General features: G+C 45.7%; 13 protein-coding genes. 7 read left to right on the plus strand and 6 right to left on the minus strand.

All coding sequences use genetic code 11. The features are described from left to right. Positions 1-69: 69 nt before the first annotated feature. Genes GSF04_RS10390 through GSF04_RS10400 form a run of 3 tightly spaced genes read left to right on the plus strand, consistent with a single transcriptional unit; the run spans position 70 to position 806 of the window. Positions 70-417 (plus strand): hypothetical protein, encoded by a 348-nt coding sequence (locus GSF04_RS10390; RefSeq protein WP_211859478.1) that lies wholly within the window; start codon positions 70-72, stop codon positions 415-417. Between the two features lie 13 nt (positions 418-430). Then, a complete protein-coding gene (locus tag GSF04_RS10395; protein ID WP_211859479.1) occupies positions 431-685 on the plus strand; it encodes a hypothetical protein in 255 nt (84 codons plus the stop codon). Beyond that, positions 666-806 carry a hypothetical protein gene (locus tag GSF04_RS10400; RefSeq protein ID WP_211859480.1) on the plus strand — a complete coding sequence of 47 codons (141 nt, stop codon included), beginning with the start codon at positions 666-668 and terminating at the stop codon, positions 804-806. The genes GSF04_RS10395 and GSF04_RS10400 overlap by 20 nt, the downstream gene beginning before the upstream one ends. 16 nt (positions 807-822) lie before the next feature. On the opposite strand, the gene GSF04_RS23360 is transcribed toward GSF04_RS10400, so the two are convergent. The 4 genes from GSF04_RS23360 to GSF04_RS10415 form a co-directional block, all read right to left on the minus strand. Next, positions 823-1,248, minus strand: a complete 426-nt coding sequence (locus tag GSF04_RS23360; protein ID WP_249122469.1) for a hypothetical protein — start codon at positions 1,246-1,248, stop codon at positions 823-825. Next, on the minus strand, positions 1,245-2,267 hold the full coding sequence (locus GSF04_RS10405; protein ID WP_249122470.1) for a metallophosphoesterase: 1,023 nt from the start codon (positions 2,265-2,267) through the stop codon (positions 1,245-1,247). Before GSF04_RS10405 ends, GSF04_RS23360 begins: the two co-directional genes overlap by 4 nt. Positions 2,268-2,358: 91 nt before the next feature. Continuing rightward, complete coding sequence (locus GSF04_RS10410) at positions 2,359-4,347, minus strand: hypothetical protein (protein WP_211859481.1); 1,989 nt, start codon at positions 4,345-4,347, stop codon at positions 2,359-2,361. Positions 4,348-4,397: 50 nt separating this feature from the next. Further along, positions 4,398-5,999, minus strand: a complete 1,602-nt coding sequence (locus GSF04_RS10415) for a hypothetical protein (RefSeq protein ID WP_069022702.1) — start codon at positions 5,997-5,999, stop codon at positions 4,398-4,400. Between the two features lie 368 nt (positions 6,000-6,367). On the opposite strand from GSF04_RS10415, the gene GSF04_RS10420 reads away from it, so the two are divergent. Next, positions 6,368-6,838, plus strand: a complete 471-nt coding sequence (locus GSF04_RS10420; protein WP_039491112.1) for a hypothetical protein — start codon at positions 6,368-6,370, stop codon at positions 6,836-6,838. A gap of 45 nt (positions 6,839-6,883) precedes the next feature. Here the strand turns inward: GSF04_RS10420 and GSF04_RS10425 are convergent, their stop codons facing one another. After that, entirely contained in the window at positions 6,884-8,500 is a 1,617-nt protein-coding gene (locus GSF04_RS10425) for a tetratricopeptide repeat protein (protein WP_211859482.1), read from the minus strand. Between the two features lie 228 nt (positions 8,501-8,728). Continuing rightward, entirely contained in the window at positions 8,729-9,619 is an 891-nt protein-coding gene (locus tag GSF04_RS10430; RefSeq protein WP_211859483.1) for a DMT family transporter, read from the minus strand. Positions 9,620-9,796: 177 nt separating this feature from the next. On the opposite strand from GSF04_RS10430, the gene metA reads away from it, so the two are divergent. The 3 genes from metA to metH are packed head-to-tail and all read left to right on the plus strand — an operon-like array spanning position 9,797 to position 14,450. After that, on the plus strand, positions 9,797-10,744 hold the full coding sequence (gene metA, locus GSF04_RS10435; RefSeq protein WP_211859484.1) for a homoserine O-succinyltransferase: 948 nt from the start codon (positions 9,797-9,799) through the stop codon (positions 10,742-10,744). After that, positions 10,734-11,813, plus strand: coding sequence for a homocysteine S-methyltransferase family protein (locus tag GSF04_RS10440; RefSeq protein ID WP_211859485.1), 1,080 nt, complete (start codon positions 10,734-10,736; stop codon positions 11,811-11,813). Before metA ends, GSF04_RS10440 begins: the two co-directional genes overlap by 11 nt. A 9-nt stretch (positions 11,814-11,822) precedes the next feature. Continuing rightward, complete coding sequence (metH, locus tag GSF04_RS10445) at positions 11,823-14,450, plus strand: methionine synthase (protein ID WP_211859486.1); 2,628 nt, start codon at positions 11,823-11,825, stop codon at positions 14,448-14,450. Positions 14,451-14,776: the final 326 nt, after the last annotated feature.

The following is a 14,776-nucleotide window of genomic DNA, read 5'->3' on the forward strand; positions in this document are numbered from 1 at the left end:
CATACAATCAGATCAAGGTTTACTTAATACGGCATATTCTTTTGAGTCGGTACTGGATGAAATTACTTTGTGATAGGGCCTCCTCTTGCGATTGCATTGAGCAGCTTGCTCTTTCCTCAAGCCGGTCCGTTGCTAGCGGTTATTTTGTTTGTGATAGGCAGTATCTGGTTAGTGTCGCAGAAGGACACTGAGCCAAAAATAGAACAAAGTGAAAATCAGACCCGAACTTCCGCACTGGCTAACTCCACGGTTAAGTTGCTTAGTTTGGTGTTATTGGCGCTCGGTGTAATAGTTGGTGCTATCGATGTATTAAGTATCGCTTTTGCTCAGCAGCAAGGGATACCAATTGCGGCCAGCTTAGTATTGTCGATGTACGCGCTTGGTTCTTGTATCGCTGGGTTGGATTTGGGCAGTTAAGTGGCGTGTGTCTATGCCAGTACTGCTTGTACGTTTTGCGATATTCACATTGATCGCGAGCGTACTATTACTCAGTGTTAACCACGTTTATGGTTTGGCAGTAGTGATGTTTATTTCGGGACTTGCGTTTGCTCCAACCATGATCATTGCCATGGGTCTGGTTGAGCAAAGCGTACCAAAACGCTTACTCACTGAAGCCTTAACTTGGCTAATTACCGGGCTCGGTGTGGGATTGCAGGTGGGCTGCGTTGACCGGATGGGTCGTTGAACACTTTACCGTGGATCTTGGATTTGGGGTTGCAGTGGTCGCTGCTGCTACCGTGGTGCTACTCGCCTGGTATCAAAAACACGATGATACAAGGCGAGCAACTCAGGTTGTCAGTGAATAGGATGTAAGAGTCGCGCTTACTTCGCGCGACATACCGCTTGTTTATCTGTAGTTTCGTTGCTGCAGGTTAAAAAAGCGGTACCACTTTCATCCAAAAACTCTCCTTGCCACGCGCCATTCTTGCCAAGCTTAATTGATAAAAAGCCGAACTTACCTTGCTCATTAACGAGTGCGTTTTGGTTATCAAGTACATAATCAAATTCGCTAAAGGCGTTGGTATCACTAAGGCTGACGCCGCTATTGCCGACAACGATTTGCGGAGGACGCGCGGTACTGGCAGCAAAGGTTGAAGACTGATAAATATGCATATGTCCAGCGAGTGATAAAGTCACGTGTTCAGGCAACTTGCCTTGTCTGGTGTTCTTTAGCGCAGTTTGCAACATTACATTTAAGGTGTCTTTGGTTGTTGGGTCTTCAACGCCCCAAATGGGTCTGTGGCTCATAATCCACATGGGTTTGGTTTGAGTAGTTCGCTTCTGACATTAAGTCGTTGATATTGCTGTTGGTAGACTTTTGTCAGGCCATTGTCTGCACTGGCATCACAGGCATTGGCGCTATCCATTACCCACACACTGAGCGGTTTTAAGTTGATGGTATAGGAGTTTTGCACAATGATATGGGCACTTGCAGATTGTGGCGGTTGATTATAATCCCCCTGTGCAGGACATTGCTGTTGGTCAATGGCATCAGGAAGGTTGGCTCCTGGGCCAAAAAAGTAAAACCAGCCTATTCCGGCGCGGCTACAAAGCTCATGATTGCCTCGCGCAAAAATCCATGGTGCGGTTGCTGAAAGATCCGTTGTTGCGGCAAAAAAGTCGGCTTGCCAGTTGCTCCATGTATCTGGTCTTGGGCTATTTAACGCGTTTTGACTGTAGTAGGTATCGTTAAGACCGCAGCTAGTACCGCCATATCCACCATCGCCTGCGTCATAAGCATAGGTATCACCGGAGATCGCACCACCGGTGCCTCGATAGTTGAAATCCCCCATATGGAGCAACAATTGCGGTTGTTGCTTTGCCCCTTGCTCTGCGAGAGTTTTAAACGGCTCGGCAGCAGTGTTGTTTTCGCAAACGGATGACTTACAGCCGGTATCGCCAAAAACCGCAATTTTATTCGGATCGAATGTCACGGGCGCTAACGAGAACTGGCTACCACTGACGGTATAAGCCGTGTTTGGGGAAATTTTTGCTTCACATACTGAAACCGGAAAGTGTGTTTGGTCTGGACGCATCGCTCGCAATTGCATCGGCATGGATTTTTTACCAAAGAGCAAGCTTGGGCATTGATTGGCGTCGTTGAGCACGCCGTCAACAACGACGCGCGCGTAGATATTTGGGGCTTCAGTAGTGGAAGGCGCAAACATTGAGTAAGCGCCTAATACTTTGGTGTTCGCTTGTTGGACTGCAAACGTGCTGCTACAAGCAATTAAATTGAGCGTCGCAATGGCGATGATGATGCGCATGACTTCATTCCTTTTTGAACAGTTGAATGAAGTTTAATGCATTGTTAACAATTTGCGAGTCTCGAATACGAATATCCTTATTCTCAGCTGATTATTGGTGGCTGCAGCGGTAGAAGCCGGTGACTGTGTCTTGGCTAAAGCGTGTGCCGTTAACATAGGTGTCTTGGTTGATTTTACCAAACTGCGCTAGGTTAAATTGCAGCCGTGCAAGCATTTCAGCACTTGAGGCCTGTTCAAAGATTTCTGTTACTGGTGGATCGCCAACAAAGTTGGTATACCAAGGAAACCAAGAATTATCCTGCCCGCTGACTGTTTGATTCGGATAATAATTCCCCCCTTGCCAACGGTCGAAGGTAAAATCTTCGAGGCTAAATAGCCCAAATCCTGGCTGTGTCATACAAGCATCAGCCGCCTGATACTCAGGATAACCTGAGCTGGCAGCAAAATGGTTACAAACATTATGTGGCAAATTACTGCTATTCGCCGCTTGATATTCCACCTTTCTAAACATCACAGGATGTGCGGGGCTTCCCGATGGGTAGACGATATTTGCCGCGACAGGCGAACCCCAGCGATAATGGTACATGGCCACAGCCAATCCTAAATCTTCCTTACTGGTGGCAACATTATCTGGATGAGTCCACACTCCACCCGGATCGGTTGGCGTCGCCCCATTTTTAAAAATAATCCCATATTGATTGTTTTCTAATTGATTCATCAGATTTGGCGTTGTGTTGTCAACTACCGTTGTTGGGATCATTGAGCTTGCGGCATTGGGAGTATAGGTGAGTGTTGGGTTATTTAATGCCTTCCAGCATAGCAAGCCATAACCATAGCCACTGGCTATCATCGGGCAGCCAGACATTGCCGATGCCGATTGGTTGCTTTCATACGCATGTATTGTTGAACGTGCCGAAACTTCGCCGGAGCTAACCAATATTCCCCAAGCATTGCGAGTAATGCGAATATCAGCAAACTCGGTGTCAGGAATAAATACCGTTGTGGCCGAAATAACCTGTAGCCCTAAATCTAGTTCTAGTAGAGAGGTGGCAACGAGGGCATCTTCATGAAGCTTTGGATACTGCGTCATAATCGTTTGCTGCGATGGTTTAATCACAGCGTCTCTTGGTGATAATCCCAATAAATATAAGCGATCGTTATCAAGATAGCTTGCTAGTAAGCGTGATAGCTCAAGTTGTGCGATTGGACGCTTGGCTTGTATATTTGAGCGAGTATCCGTGAGGGTGAGGTCGGTATTTTGAAGCAGCAACCAATGCTTATCACTTAGGCCAACAACCTGAGTTTGATTAAGAATGTGGCGAGATACGCTATCAGCTTGGCGAGTAACAATTAAACTATCGTCATTCAACGAATAACTAGACTGTGTGGTGTCGTTGTAGTGATGACGCAGCGCCGGCGGCTGATATTGTCCGATTAAGGTGGTAAGTTCAATGCGAATGGCGTCGCGAGTACTTTGAATAAGCCAATTTCCGGTTTCATCTCGAACAAAAATAGCCGGACTATATTGGCCAAATTTATCCACGCTAAATGCTTGCCAAGTGGTATTACAGGCTTTGGCGCAGGAGGGGGAACTTCGAGTAAGGGATGACTTGTCTTTTGTCAGAGATTCGTCATAGTTATCATTAAACACAAAGGGTAACTCAGCTTTACCCGACGCGAGTTGTAACGTGAACAGTAAACGCCGTTGATTGCCGCTGGCATAGAGTCTGCTTTCTTTTAGATAACCGAGCTGGAGTTGAGAGTAACTCTCTAACTTTTTCATGTTTCCAGCTTCACCTTGATAGCTGGGCTCATACGTCTCGCTATTGAATGGTGCGGTTTGCTCTAATTGGGGAAATTGCAACGTTTGTTTGCAGGCATCTTCTGCGCATGTTTGTAAGGTGATCCTTTGGTCCTGATATTGAAAAGAATACCAAGGTGAAAGGGCTTGATAACCTTGTTGTCCTGCGTGAAATAATAACGGTAGGGTTGATGTGTCGTAGTGCTCTGACTCTGCTGAGGCGTTAACGCTTAAAGACAAAGCCCAGCAGGTAAGCGTGGTGGCGATGAACTTATTCATAATCTTTCCTTATTGGAGTAGGGCAGCGCATAGCCACCCTTAACAAAAACCTAGTGAATGATGCCTTGGCGTTGGCCTGCATTAACGGGTTTGTTGAGCTGGACAGAGAGCCAGTTTTCAACGTCACTACGTAACGACGCGTCGCTATCAGGACCGGATTGTGACGAATAGAACCATAACCCTGTTGGTGCTGGAGCATTGACATTGCTGCCACAGGTAAAGTGATTTGCCGCATACATCACCGCGCCTGAGCTACCATATTCGTAATGACTGTCCGAATAACCACCGTAGCCTCTGGCTTGCACCCGACCTTTTGAATCAAGGGTAAAGTGATACACCTCATTGGGTTGCAACAGAAAAGGACTGACATCGGACGAATCAAAGCGCGCGCGCATTGTGGTGGTAACACTGGCTTGATTACCCGAACGCGTGATCATGCCTGCCAAGTTGGTGATAAGCGCATCGGCCAATTGACCGTCCAGCAAGCTGCCAGGGTTGCCATTGACGATGGCTGAAGTAATGCCAAGTGCCGCTTTGACGACTCCAATGGTGGAGTTTAAATTCCATGTGGTGTTGTATCCCATGGCTGCGCCACCGGCTTTATTAAACAAGATGACTTCAGGTGCCGCTCCTGGCAAATCGACCGCAAATTTTGCGCCGTCAGTTGCATGTGAGTTGGTACCTTTTGACCAGATTTTTTTAGCTTGCCCGGTTACATGGTAGCGAGCTGAATAAGTGCCTCTGACTTCTAAATTGCCCGAACAGGCATTACTTTGATTACATGCAAATCCCCCAGTGTCTGCACACAACATTTTGACGTGGAACTCTGTCGAGTTATGGGCTGAGGTGTTGTCGAAACTGAGTGCTTTATTTTTTGACCAACGTTTCCCCTTAGCTGAGTGAAAGGCGCCGTAGGCTGAGGTATTGACATAAGCATGGTGCTTAGAAAAACCACTACCATCGCTGGTGGATGTGCTCCAAGGCGTTTGGGTTGATGGGTAGTTAGTTACCACTTGGCCTGTGCTGGTTGAAGGGGTCACCATCTGACATGAGCATTGTGACTTAGGTCCGAAGATGGGTTTTTTAGTCAGCAATTCTTTTAATTCGGCAAGAATATCTGACGGTAGCGTCCTATCGTATTCAAGTACCGAGAGCCCTTTACGTTTAGGAGCTGCGTACTCCTTGTGCCAAGTGCTGTATAGCTGCGGTGCATTTAGCTCTAAATGTTGGCTGAGCGTTGGCACTTTTTGCTGTTGTGTCCATTTTTCGAATACCGTCGGTTTAAATTGAATAAGATATCGAGTAAAGAAAAAGTTATCTTCAGGCGCTTGCTCGGTAAAAGCATTTTCCCATGCTGATAACACGTTTTGATCTATAGCTTTTGCTTGGCTTAGCATCTCGCCATCTCGATAGTCGCGGATCAAGCTATCGACGTAGCGATCTAATTCATATTCTTCGTCGTTGTCGGAGATATATTCAAGCAAGGAAACACGGTCTTGAGACCAGTTTGAAATGGCTTGCCACGCTTCTGGGCTTACTTGAGAGGGAGCCATTTCTCCATATTCTTCTGCGGCTTGTAGCGAAATACTACCCAGTAACAACGTGCTGGTAACTAGGCTGACTAATTTGGGGGTGAAATTTCTCTGTTTCATTTTTCTATTCCTTCATCGTTGTGCTGAGTCAACATGCCTCATGCATTGTTAACTTGCCTTGTGATGTTGGAAACTTTTTCAGCGATTGAATAGGAGGTTGTAGGGCCAGTTAGGGTCAACTTGGGTAAAACCTTTGATATTAAACGGACGCCTTGGGTTAGGTAAGTTTTGATATCGGGCTGTGGTAAATAAAAACTTAAATATCAAAGACCTGCTTATATTTTTACCCGAATTTACCCAATTGCCCCGTAACTTTTGCTGCAATCAATATTCGCTTGAGGCAGGATTTTGCTATCGCCGTTATTGGAGTCTCAGCGTGAGTACATTCGCAATCGAATAACGGTGTCATAACCAATAAGGAGACAGTTATGAGACGAGTAATAGTATTGGGAGCAACTTTGATTGCAAGCTTTGTACAAGCCCATAGCCCAGAAATGATAGCGCAGCTCGAAGTTGCTGATGGGGCGAAATGTCCAAAGCGGCAAACGATTCTGCTAGGTAAAATGACATTAACTGCTGGAACCTTTAAATATTTACACAGTGAAGGAAGTAACGTTTGTACCAGTCCTAAGCAGAGTATTTCTGGTCGCATTACACCACAACTAGATTGTGGCCAGTTTGATGATTGGCGGCTTGCTTATGATATGGGTAATAAAATGTGTCAATCTCTACATCAAAATATGAAAGGCTTTAGTAATAGCTTAAAGCCTGATATGGCAGTGTATCCACGCTTTGAAGGACCTTTTGAATTTAAAGGAGACCGTCATCACCAAGAGTATGAGGCCGGTATGGGCGTGACCTTAGCATGTTATTTATGTGAGACCGCCACGGTTAATTAGGGCCTGTTAATACCAGAAGGGGCGAAAGCCCCTTTGTTGTAGACATCAAATAGCGTTGGAGCACGCTAAGATTTGCTCCAGTTGTGCAACTTTTTCACAAAGAGGTGCAGTATCGAAATTAGCGTCTTGGCATTGAGTGAGTACATATTGTGCCGTGGTAACAATATTTCGAATACGCGGCTTTTTGGGCAGCGTTTTGGTATTTAGATAGCGTTCAAGAGTACGCACTCGTAAGCGACCATCATCGATATTCACTTTCCACACTTTGCTTTCTTCCGCTAATTCGACACGAGTTTTGCCACTACTTTGCTCCCAAAGCGCCAAAGTGAGTGTCATTACCTCAACCATCAATTGTCTAGCGGCCTGTTCATCAATGCTCGTATGTTTACTGTGCACTCCATGAGTACTGGTGCGGGCGGTATAGCGAACAACGCAGTAAGTAACCAGCACACCCGTTAAAAATGCGATAAACCCGACGAGTACATGAGACAAAATACTTGTCTCTGTTTGGTGCTTAGGCGTGGCCAAGACGTTAGCGCTTTGAAGGCGAAATTGATAAAGATTTTCACTCTGCACACGACTACTTTTAAGCATGTCATTATAACGCTGTGCGGTCTCTACCGCTTCTTTATAAGCGTGTGTTTGTAGCTGGGACTGCAATAAGGCAATGTAAAATAATTCGGTAAGCTGACTATTTTGCTGATTATGTGCTTCAAGCCCCTGTTTAAGTAACGTTTGTGCAGTTAGGTTATCGCCCTCAAGCTGCTTGAGTTTGGCTTCAATAAGCAGTGCTCGCTGATCCACTTTGCCGTGTTGAATTAGTTGCCGAGTACGTTTGAATGAAGCAAGTTGCTGTTGTGCCTGAGTGATATGATTTTGAGCAATGGCAATTTCGGTCAATAATAAATAGGCTCGAGACAATTGAGTATAGGCGCCGCTTTGTGTCAAAGGTTGAAGTAAATCTTCAATGATTTCAGTTGCTTTGTTGTAGTCGCGCTTTTTGTAGAAGACTTCCGCGATGCTTAGCAAGGTGTGGTTCGCTTTGACCTGGTCGCCCGCTTGCTGGTGGAGCGCATGGGCTTGACGAAACGATAGAATGGCATCATCCAACTGATTAATATCCCTCGATACATTCCCTAAATTGTTAAGCGTGATCGCTTGCCTCTGCAGGTCATTTGTTGCTTTCGCTATTTGGTAGCTTTCTAAAAATAAAGTAAGGGCAGTGTCTAAATCTCCTAGTGCCTGATAAGCATTAGCTAAATCGTTTGCCGATTTACCCAGGAGTTCGTTTTGTTGCAACTTAGCCGCAAGCGTTTGCGCTTCGTGGAAGCTCTCCAGCGCTTGAATATAATTGCGCTGGCGGTAACGATTAATACCACTTTGTCTTAACGCCTGAAAGCGTTGGAGTGTGGTTAACTTCCATGCTATCAACTCATCCAGAATTTGATTGCTGAGCTTTATGTCACCCGCTCGACGATACAAGCTAGCAAGCTCAAGGTGTGCATCAAAAGCTTGAGCTCCGTTGGGTTCAAGCGTTTCAAGATGTTGCTTACAAGACAAAATTTGGCTTGTGAGGTTAGCATTATTGGCACTTGGGCATTCTGAACCATGCGCCGGTAACACAACGAGCAGTAAAGCTAAAAGCAAAGCAAGCAAAGGCATAAATATTAGTCTGGATACATTGTTTTTACATATTAATATAGTGGTAACAAAAAGTCGTGTCTGCCTTTAATAAATCTCAGGTCGACTACTTTTTTGGATTTCACAACTGGTTAGCACCAAATGTTTAAATTTATCAGTATGACCAGACTACACTTGATACGGTCAGGCGGTTGCAGACAACGCATTAGATGGAGGCCAATATGCACACATATTAAGTGTGTATATTGGCTATCCTTTTAGCAATAAAAATACCCCAGCCAAAGCAATTAGGCCTCCAAACATCATAGACTTAGTAATAGCTTCTCTGCGCAGTAGCCCAATCGTCATGACCATGAGCGGTGCCGTTGCAAAGATGGTTTGTGCGATAGCGGGATCAGTATGATTAACGGAAATCAACTGTAGCCACAGCCCAATAAAGGTACCAAAAAACACTGCAACGAATAACCAGTTTTTACCGTCGATTTGTTTAAGTGTGAGTGCTTTAAACAGGCTTTGTGATCGCAAACAAACAACAATAAAGGCCACAAATAGGGTGCCGGATCCCAAGCGGATAAGTGCCGCCCACAAACTACTAATGCTTTCGTTATTTAGCGCACCTTTGGAAAGTACCATACCCGCCGCTTGGCAAATGGCAGCCGTGAGTGCAAAGCAGACTCCCAAGAGATAATGTTTTTTGTCTAGCACTGGCTGGCTTCTACTTGGCTTAATCGCTAGCATCACGCCAACAGTCGTCACTGCAATGCCGATCCAAGCGGATGCGCTGAGATAAACACCAAGAAGTACAATGTTTAAGATCCCCGCGATGGCAGGTGCAAGACTTTCAATAACCAAAGTGCGAGCAGGACCTATATTTCTAAGTGCGGCAAAGTAGGCGCTGTCACCAATTGCTATGCCCAGTACCCCACTGGCTATCAGCCAGCCCCAGCTCGAGAGTAAGGTCGGGTACATAGCATCACCTGCGATGATCAAACACAAGATCATCAAAGCAGAAGCGATGACGCCTTTGCTAACGTTCAACTCAAATGGACTAAGGTGATGGCTAAATCGTTTATACAGTATGGTTGAGCCAGCCCATACCCCAGCCGCCGCAATCGCTGCCGCTTCGCCAATACCAATCATAAATATCAAGTTTCTTGTGTTTATTTATATGGTGGCAAGTATACATAAATTGAAATAATCAGTGAGAGGTGAGACATCAAATTATTATTACAAATGTTTAGACGTCCATACATCTAGAGGTTGAAATTTTCCAGTTTTTGTCCATAATAATGCCATTCGATTAGTCTGGAGCAGCGCATGCCAATCACCGTCACCGACGAACTCCCAGCCATTGCCCAATTGCGTCATGAAAATGTGTTCGTGATGCCACAAAGTCGTGCATCAACGCAAGAGATCCGCCCAATGCGGCTCGCGATATTAAACTTGATGCCGAATAAGGTGGAGACTGAGGTGCAATTTATCCGATTACTGGCAAATACCCCTTTGCAGGTGAATGTTGATTTGTTGCGACTGGACACCCACCGTAGCTCTGAAAACTCAGAGCAACATCTAGATATGTTTTACCGCTATTTTTCGGATGTGAAAGATCAAAACTATGATGCTTTGATAGTCACCGGTGCGCCGCTGGCGCATCTTGAATATGTCGATGTGGTGTATTGGCGGGAATTACAGGCGTTTTTTGATTGGGCTGAGCACCATGTTACTTCAACCCTGTTTTCTTGTTGGGCCGCACATGCCGGTTTGTATCACCATTATGGGTTAAAGCGAGCACTCAAAAATGACAAACTGTGTGGCGTATTTAAGCACCACTGTTATTTTGACCACGGGGCGCTCACTCGCGGTTTTGATGATGAGTTTTTGGTGCCACACTCACGCTATGGCCACATCGACATCGATAAAATTAACGGGTGTAAAGACCTAGTGGTGTTAGCGGGTTCTGAAAAAGTAGGCGCTTACTTAATTAAAAATCACTCAGGTAGCCAAGTATATATTACCGGTCACCCTGAATACGACGCCGATACGCTACAAAAAGAATATCTTCGCGATTGTGAAAAAATGGCCAACGCACCGCAACCTGAGAACTATTTCCCTGAGAATGACACCAGCAAACGTCCATCTAAGACATGGCAAAGCCATGCATTCTTGTTATTCTCAAATTGGTTAAACTACTATGTTTACCAAACCACACCTTATGATATTAACTTAGTTAGCCAAGATGTAAGGACTAACAATTATGCCGAGTAATGTAGCCGTAAACGGTGAGCAAATAGCAGAGCAGCTTAAGCAAGCGATGCAGCAACGTATTCTGATCTTAGATGGTGCAATGGGAACCATGATCCAAAAGCACAAATTAGAAGAAGAAGACTATCGTGGTGAGCGCTTTAAAGATTGGCATGTCCTTATCAAAGGCAACAACGATCTGTTAAGTTTGACGCAGCCTGAGATAATCAAACAGATCCATCGCGATTATCTAGCTGCTGGCGCGGATATCATTGAAACCAATACTTTTAATGCTACCACCATCTCGATGGAAGATTATGATATGGCAAGCCTAAGCCGTGAGATTAATCTTGAATCGGCGAAGCTTGCACGTGCGGTATGTGATGAATTTACCGCCAAAGATCCTAGCAAACCTCGCTATGTGGCTGGTGTGCTTGGTCCAACGTCAAAAACCTGTTCAATTTCTCCAGATGTAAACGACCCTGGTTTTCGCAATATTACTTTTGACAAATTGGTTGCAGCCTATGTTGAATCAACGCTTGCTCTTATCGAGGGTGGTGCTCATCTTATTTTAATTGAAACTATTTTTGATACGCTCAACGCCAAAGCCGCTTCTTACGGCGTAGAAGAAGCCTTCGAGCAAGCGGGCGTCACTCTGCCTGTTATGATCTCGGGCACGATCACCGACGCTTCCGGTCGCACGCTATCAGGGCAAACCACCGAGGCGTTTTATAACTCCATTCGCCATATTAAGCCAATCTCTATCGGCCTCAACTGCGCGCTAGGCCCAGACTTATTAAGACAATATGTAGAAGAGCTGTCACGGGTTTGTGAGACCTTTACCTCTGTGCATCCAAACGCAGGGCTTCCTAACGAGTTTGGTGAATACGACCTAGAAGCCGACGACATGGCAAAAGAGATTATTGATTGGGGTAACGAAGGGTTTATCAATATTGTTGGCGGTTGCTGTGGCACCACGCCTGAACATATTCGCGCCTTCGCGAGAGGCCTTGAGCAAACCCAGCCGCGTAGCTTGCCTAACATCGAAGTGCGGATGCGTTTGGCAGGTCTTGAAGCCTGTAACTTAAATTAGGAATTCACCATGACACAAACAGCAGTATTTACCAATGTCGGTGAACGTACCAATGTAACGGGATCGGCAAAATTTAAGCGCTTAATTTTAGAAGAAGATTACGAAACCGCGCTGGATGTTGCCAGAGAGCAGGTTGAAAGCGGCGCGCAAGTGATCGATATCAACATGGATGAAGCCATGTTGGACTCAAAAGCTGCGATGGTGAAGTTTCTTAATCTGATAGCGTCAGAGCCGGATATTTCTAAAGTCCCCATCATGGTCGACTCGTCTAAATGGGAAGTCATTGAAGCGGGTCTGAAATGTATTCAAGGTAAAGCCATTGTAAACTCAATCTCCTTAAAAGAGGGTGAGGCACCATTTATCCACCAAGCCAAAATCATCAAGCGCTTTGGTGCTGCTGTGGTGGTGATGGCATTTGATGAAGTTGGTCAAGCGGAAACCGCAGAACGAAAGTTTGAGATCTGTCAGCGCTCTTACAAAATCTTGGTTGACGAGCTTGGGTTTCCACCTGAAGACATTATTTTTGACCCTAATATTTTCGCGGTCGCTACGGGTATCGAAGAACACGATAACTACGCCGTAGAATTTATCGAGGGCACGCGCAGAATTAAACAAAACCTGCCGCACTGTAAAGTGTCAGGGGGCGTATCGAACGTCTCTTTCTCTTTTCGTGGTAACAACCCGGTGCGTGAAGCGATCCACTCTGTGTTTCTTTACCATGCGATTAAAGCGGGCATGGATATGGGGATCGTCAATGCGGGTCAGTTAGCCGTGTATGACGATATTCCAAAAGAGCTCCGTGATGCCGTTGAGGATGTGATCCTCAATACCGACGCCGGTGCTGGCGAGCGATTGGTTGAAATCGCGCCTAAATACTCGGGCATGGCGCAAGCCGAAAAACAGGAAGATTTAGAGTGGCGTTCTTGGCCAGTTGAAAAACGCTTGGAGCACGCCTTAGTTAAAGGGATCACCGAGTTTATCGACGAGGATACCGAGGCCTGTCGCCAACAGTTTGATAAGCCAATTCAAGTGATTGAAGGGCCTCTGATGGATGGCATGAATGTGGTTGGCGACTTGTTTGGTGCGGGCAAAATGTTCCTGCCTCAAGTGGTAAAATCTGCTCGAGTGATGAAGCGCGCGGTTGCCTATCTTGACCCTTACATTGAGGCCGAAAAAGAAGAAGGCTCTAGTAACGGTAAAGTGATCATGGCCACGGTTAAGGGCGATGTACACGACATTGGCAAAAACATTGTGGGCGTGGTACTGCAATGTAATAACTACGAAGTTGTGGACTTGGGTGTGATGGTGCCGGCAGAGAAAATTCTGCAAACGGCCATTGATGAAAATGCTGATGTCATTGGCTTGTCTGGCCTTATTACGCCTTCCCTTGATGAAATGGTGCATGTCGCTAAAGAAATGACACGCCGAGGCTTTGATATTCCATTGCTTATTGGTGGTGCTACCACATCGAAAGCCCATACCGCAGTTAAAATTGAACCTCAGTATGATAAAGGTGTGATTTACGTCAATAACGCCAGTCGTGCGGTTGGTGTGGTATCTAGCCTGTTAAGTAAAACACAAAAGCCTGAATTTTTGGCAAAAACCGCGGATGAATACGTCAAAGTACGAGAGCAGCAAGCGCGTAAAAAGCCACGCTCAAAACCGGTTACCTTGGCGCGAGCTCGCGATAATGCGGTAAAACTTGATTGGCAAAGCTACACGCCACCGGTCCCAAGTAAGTTGGGGATCACTGAATTTAAAGACGTGAGCATTAAAACGCTACGCGATTATATCGACTGGACGCCATTTTTTATGACCTGGTCATTGGCCGGTAAATATCCACGTATTCTACAAGACGAAGTGGTTGGTGAAGAGGCGCAAAAACTGTTTCATGATGCCAATGCCATGTTAGATCAGTTAGAACAAGAGGGTACTTTGCAGCCACTGGGTGTAATTGGGTTGTTCCCTGCTAACCGCGTGGGTGATGATATTGAAATTTATACCGATGAGTCGCGCAGCGAAGTCTTGGTTACGTCATGTCAGTTACGTCAGCAAACCGAAAAAACCGACTTCCCTAACTATTGTTTGTCTGATTATGTTGCACCTAAAGGCACACCTGATTATTTCGGTGCATTTGCCGTTACTGGTGGTCTTGAAGAAGATGACTTAGCAGATGCATTTGATACTAAGCAAGATGACTACAACAAGATCATGATTAAAGCGGTCGCAGATCGCTTAGCTGAGGCATTTGCTGAATACTTGCATGAACAAGTGCGTAAAGTGCACTGGGGATTTGCAGCGGATGAGGCGCTAAGTAACGAAGAGCTTATCCGTGAAAACTATCAAGGGATCCGTCCAGCGCCAGGGTATCCTGCGTGCCCTGAACACACCGAAAAACAAAAAATTTGGCAGCTGTTAGATGTCGAAAACCGTATTGGTATGAAGCTGACTAGCTCATACGCCATGTGGCCGGGAGCGGCAGTGTCGGGTTGGTATTTCTCACATCCAGATTCTAAGTACTTTGCCGTTGCGAGTATTCAAAGAGATCAAGTAGAAGACTATGCTGCGCGTCAAGCGATGTCGCTAGAAGAAGCGGAGCGTTGGCTTGGTCCTAACTTAGGATATGAACCCGCATAATAGCCGAATTGAAGCCTAGCTTAACTTAATTCAAGACTAGGGCCTGTTGACCTTTGCTGTTTGATTTTTGTTCTTCTGAGTATGTTTTGGTCGCGACGCTCGACTTGCCGCCTAGTAATCTAGGCAAAGGTTGAGCAACAATGAACAAAGCGCACTCAGGTGAACCCAAAGGGCAGCGCTTGATTGGCATTTCTACTTTGTTATCGCCTGACTCACATAGAGCAACTATGCTACGCAGGCTCTGCCTTGTATAAATACCAATCAAACTGCTGCAAAAACAAACTTGAAAGATAAACAGGCCCTAAGGTAACCTAGGTTTTTTGTTG

Origin of the sequence: Pseudoalteromonas sp. A22, from assembly GCF_018141345.1 — a bacterium.
GTDB classification, from domain to species: Bacteria; Pseudomonadota; Gammaproteobacteria; order Enterobacterales; family Alteromonadaceae; genus Pseudoalteromonas; species Pseudoalteromonas maricaloris.

Excerpts from the sequence above, each read along its gene's own strand:
- GSF04_RS10395 (WP_211859479.1), top strand. The coding sequence starts at position 431 with ATGCCAGTACTGCTTGTACGTTTTGCGATATTCACATTGATCGCGAGC.
- GSF04_RS23360 (WP_249122469.1), bottom strand. The coding sequence starts at position 1,248 with ATGAGCCACAGACCCATTTGGGGCGTTGAAGACCCAACAACCAAAGAC.
- GSF04_RS10405 (WP_249122470.1), bottom strand. The coding sequence starts at position 2,267 with ATGCGCATCATCATCGCCATTGCGACGCTCAATTTAATTGCTTGTAGC.
- GSF04_RS10410 (WP_211859481.1), bottom strand. The coding sequence starts at position 4,347 with ATGAATAAGTTCATCGCCACCACGCTTACCTGCTGGGCTTTGTCTTTA.
- GSF04_RS10415 (WP_069022702.1), bottom strand. The coding sequence starts at position 5,999 with ATGAAACAGAGAAATTTCACCCCCAAATTAGTCAGCCTAGTTACCAGC.
- GSF04_RS10420 (WP_039491112.1), top strand. The coding sequence starts at position 6,368 with ATGAGACGAGTAATAGTATTGGGAGCAACTTTGATTGCAAGCTTTGTA.
- GSF04_RS10425 (WP_211859482.1), bottom strand. The coding sequence starts at position 8,500 with ATGCCTTTGCTTGCTTTGCTTTTAGCTTTACTGCTCGTTGTGTTACCG.
- GSF04_RS10430 (WP_211859483.1), bottom strand. The coding sequence starts at position 9,619 with ATGATTGGTATTGGCGAAGCGGCAGCGATTGCGGCGGCTGGGGTATGG.
- metA (WP_211859484.1), top strand. The coding sequence starts at position 9,797 with ATGCCAATCACCGTCACCGACGAACTCCCAGCCATTGCCCAATTGCGT.
- GSF04_RS10440 (WP_211859485.1), top strand. The coding sequence starts at position 10,734 with ATGCCGAGTAATGTAGCCGTAAACGGTGAGCAAATAGCAGAGCAGCTT.
- metH (WP_211859486.1), top strand. The coding sequence starts at position 11,823 with ATGACACAAACAGCAGTATTTACCAATGTCGGTGAACGTACCAATGTA.